Below are 3,301 nucleotides of genomic sequence, written 5' to 3' on the forward strand. Positions count from 1 at the left end.
GCTCCGCGGCCTCCTGGATAAAAGCCCCGCGGGATCGGGCGCGGGAGCTTGCGCGGGCCAGTGCCCGCCGGGTCGAGGCCGACCAAACCTTGGAGCAACTCACCACCAACAACCAACAACCGCGCCAAGGGCAGGCCATGCTTCGCTTGCCCTGGAGGACCAGGCCGGCCGGCGCCGACCCGGGAGCCGTGGCGGTGGCTCGCCAGCAGGCCGACCGCGCCCACGACACCGAGCTGGCACTGCGCCAGCATCAGCAGCGCCGGGGGGGCTGGCTGGAGGCCAACGCCCACCTCGGCCCCGCCTACCGCCAAGTCGTGCGGGAGCTGGCCTGGCAGCGCCGGGCCCGCGGCCTCACCGCCGAGCACGACCGGCCCGGCTACCTCCGCGGCGAGCTCGGCCCGGCTCCCGAGAGCACCAGGGGGCAGCGGGCCTGGCGGCAGGCCGCGGCCACCATCGAGGACTACCGCCGCACCTATGGGATCACCGACCCCGAGACCGCGCTGGGCCCGATGCCGCGCGAGCCGGCCCAGCGGGCCGCCTGGCACCACGCCCGCCAAGCCATCACCCGAGTCCAGGGCCGCCAGCACCGCTCCGACCGCGACCGCCAACCCCAGCGCGCGCCAGCATCCCGCCCGTCTCCGATTGACCGTCACCAGCAGGACCAGGCACGAGCCCGCTCGGGGCGGGAGGTGCCCCCACGCCGGCCGGGCCCCGAGCGGGCCGCCGGCTAGCACCACAAGGAGGCCATCATGGCACGGCCCCAACCCAATCCCGACCCAGACGGCATCTGGCCCTCCTGTGACGACGAGCAGCCCGGGGTGTCGATCCGGCCGCTCCGCCACGCCGACCTCGCCGCCCTCCTCGACCAGCACAACCACCGCGAGGACCAGGGCGACATTCTCCGGTCGGGGGTGCCGGCGCCGGTGCTGGCGGTGCGGGTGCGGGCCAGCGTCGGCCGCCCCGGGCCTCTGCCGCAGCCGAGTACCGGCGCCACCGCACCGCCGAACGCGCCCGCTGGACCCACGGCCTGCCCTGGCGGGTGGCCGCAGTGCTGGCCACGGGCGTAACCGCCGGGCTGCTGGCCGCCCAACTCGCACCGGATTCAGCTGGGCTGCTGGCGGTGGCGGCTGCGGCCGGGCTCGGCTGGCGGCTTCGGTTCCGTCCCAGCCCGGACACCCTGGCCTGGCGGCGCGGGGCCGCCGGTGAGCGGCGTACCGCCCGCCTGCTCGCCCCCTTGGAGCGCCGTGGCTGGGTGGTGCTGCACGACCTGGCCATCCCCGGATCAGCGGCCAATATCGATCATGTGGTTATCGGACCCGGCGGGGTGCTGGTCGTCGACTCCAAGCAGTACCGAGGACGGCTCCACCTGGATCGGTACGGGATGGTGTGGCATGGCCGCCACCTGCTCGTCTCGGCCCTGCGCAAGGTCCTCTGGCAGGCGGACCAGGCCGACCAGGTTCTCGGCATCGCCGACATCACCGTCGCCGCCATCGTCGCCGTGCATGGCGCCAGCGTCCCTTGGGGTTTGCTGCAGGCCGATGGGGTCACCATCGTCCCCGCCCGGCGGGTGCCCGACCTACTGCAGGCACTGCCGCCCGTCCTTGGATCCGAGCGGGTGGTCTGGCTGGCCGACCGAGCCCGGCTGCGGTTCCACGCCGCCGCCTAACAGCCCGCCGAGATCGGCGCTCGAAGCGCGACTGCTGCTGGGGCGTCACCGGGGCGGTTGCTGGGTGCGCTTGACCGCGTTCGATCAGCGGCGCCCCGGCGCACTGCTGTCCTCGGACGATTTCGGGTCGGCGGGGTCTGGCCCTGCTCGTCGTCGGGCGGACCTTCAGGGTTAGCCCAAGAACGCCTTACCACGCCCGGAGATTGCCCTCCGGGCCGGAGCCGTCCTGTGGCCGGAGTAAGGATTCAGGCCCGAGCGTTTGGGCCGAGCTCCGGTGGCTAGCCTCAGAGTGTCGGAGAAGTACTCCGGCTGTCAGCGGGACCAAGTCCTCGTCCTGCAATTGCGGAGGTTGCCAGGCAACCGGTCCGCTCCGTTCTCCCGCTCCACCGCGTCCTCGGAGTGCCCTCGTGAGGCAGCGGCATTGCTGCGTCCCCCAAGCGTGCTCTGTAGGTCCGCGCATGCCCACCGCCATCCAGCTCGGGTCCTCCAACCCGGGCGACATGCAAAGGAACCAGCATGGACGCAGAGCTTGGTCGGCCCGGCAGCACCGCTGTCGGCACCGACCGTCAGGTCGGCACCCGCCGGCTCAGCACCGAGACCAAATCCGCCTACAAGACCACCGAGTTCCTCACCTATGTGGTCGTGTTCGCCGGCATCCTGCTGGCCTCGTTCCTGGTCAAGACCGGCCAGGACGGCCAGCGCCTGGACTACTTCCGGGCCGACAAGGCCTGGTGGTACATCACCCTGTTGACCATCGGCTACATGATCGCCCGGGGGCTGGCCAAGTCCGGCAGCCGCGAGCCCTACGACGACGACCGCTCCCACTAGCAGCAGCTACGGGCTGTGCCGGCTGGCCTGGCGCAGCCCGTACCGTTGGCGGCGCCGATTAGGTGGCATCTCCAGCACCTCGTCGAACGCCATCGCCTCCCTGCCCAAGCTGGCTGCTGCTCTGAATGGGGGGACTTCTCGGCACGACGCAGCATTGAAGGCACACCACAACCAGGAGGCTCCCATGGACCGCGATGACCGCACCGCCGACACCGGCATGCTCGGCAGCGAAACCGAGAACCCCGGGCCCGGCCGCGACACCCGCCAGACCGACCCCGACCCAGCCGAGACCAGCAGCGAGCACCCGACCCGGACCGTGGGCATGTCCGGTGCCGACCCGCAGCGAACCCGCCTCGGCACCCAGGAGACCAGCGGCCGACCTCTCGCTGGCGCCCCCCAGGACACGACCTCCAGCGGCCAGGCTGACACCGGCATGGTGGGCAGCGAGACCGAGAATCCGGGGCCTGGCCGCGACACCCGCCAGACCGACCCCGCCGCCACCGCCGGCGCGGAGGATTCAGAGGCCACCGCGGCCATGTCCGACCCCGACCCGGACCGCACCCGGCTCGGCAGCCACGAACCTGGCCCCGCCCGGCATTAGCGTGGCCCTGTTCACCAGAGGAGGCCAGCGTGCCTGAGCGTCATCCCGACCATGACCTGCTCGCCGAGTTGGAGCCGGTCGCCGAGCAGCTGCTTGACCGGCATCTGGCCATGGCCAAAGAATGGCTGCCGCACGAGTACATCCCCTGGAGCCTGGGTCGCGACTTCGACACAGAGCCCTGGACCCCCGACCAGCCGCGGCTGACC

General features: G+C 72.2%; 5 protein-coding genes. All 5 read left to right on the forward strand.

What is annotated here, in order from left to right:
* Positions 1-194: 194 nt before the first annotated feature.
* Positions 195-731, forward strand: coding sequence for a hypothetical protein (locus VF468_05385; GenBank protein HEX5877744.1), 537 nt, complete (start codon positions 195-197; stop codon positions 729-731).
* Positions 732-749: 18 nt separating this feature from the next.
* Complete coding sequence (locus tag VF468_05390; protein ID HEX5877745.1) at positions 750-1,067, forward strand: hypothetical protein; 318 nt, start codon at positions 750-752, stop codon at positions 1,065-1,067.
* Positions 1,040-1,666, forward strand: a complete 627-nt coding sequence (locus tag VF468_05395) for a nuclease-related domain-containing protein (GenBank protein ID HEX5877746.1) — start codon at positions 1,040-1,042, stop codon at positions 1,664-1,666. The genes VF468_05390 and VF468_05395 overlap by 28 nt, the downstream gene beginning before the upstream one ends.
* 516 nt (positions 1,667-2,182) lie before the next feature.
* Positions 2,183-2,494 carry a hypothetical protein gene (locus VF468_05400; protein ID HEX5877747.1) on the forward strand — a complete coding sequence of 104 codons (312 nt, stop codon included), beginning with the start codon at positions 2,183-2,185 and terminating at the stop codon, positions 2,492-2,494.
* Positions 2,495-2,678: 184 nt separating this feature from the next.
* The gene (locus VF468_05405; protein ID HEX5877748.1) at positions 2,679-3,095 is read left to right on the forward strand and encodes a hypothetical protein; all 417 of its coding nucleotides are present in this window, start codon (positions 2,679-2,681) and stop codon (positions 3,093-3,095) included.
* The last annotated feature ends 206 nt before the right edge of the window (positions 3,096-3,301 follow it).

The organism is Actinomycetota bacterium (genome assembly GCA_036280995.1).
Lineage (GTDB): Bacteria > Actinomycetota > CALGFH01 > CALGFH01 > CALGFH01 > CALGFH01.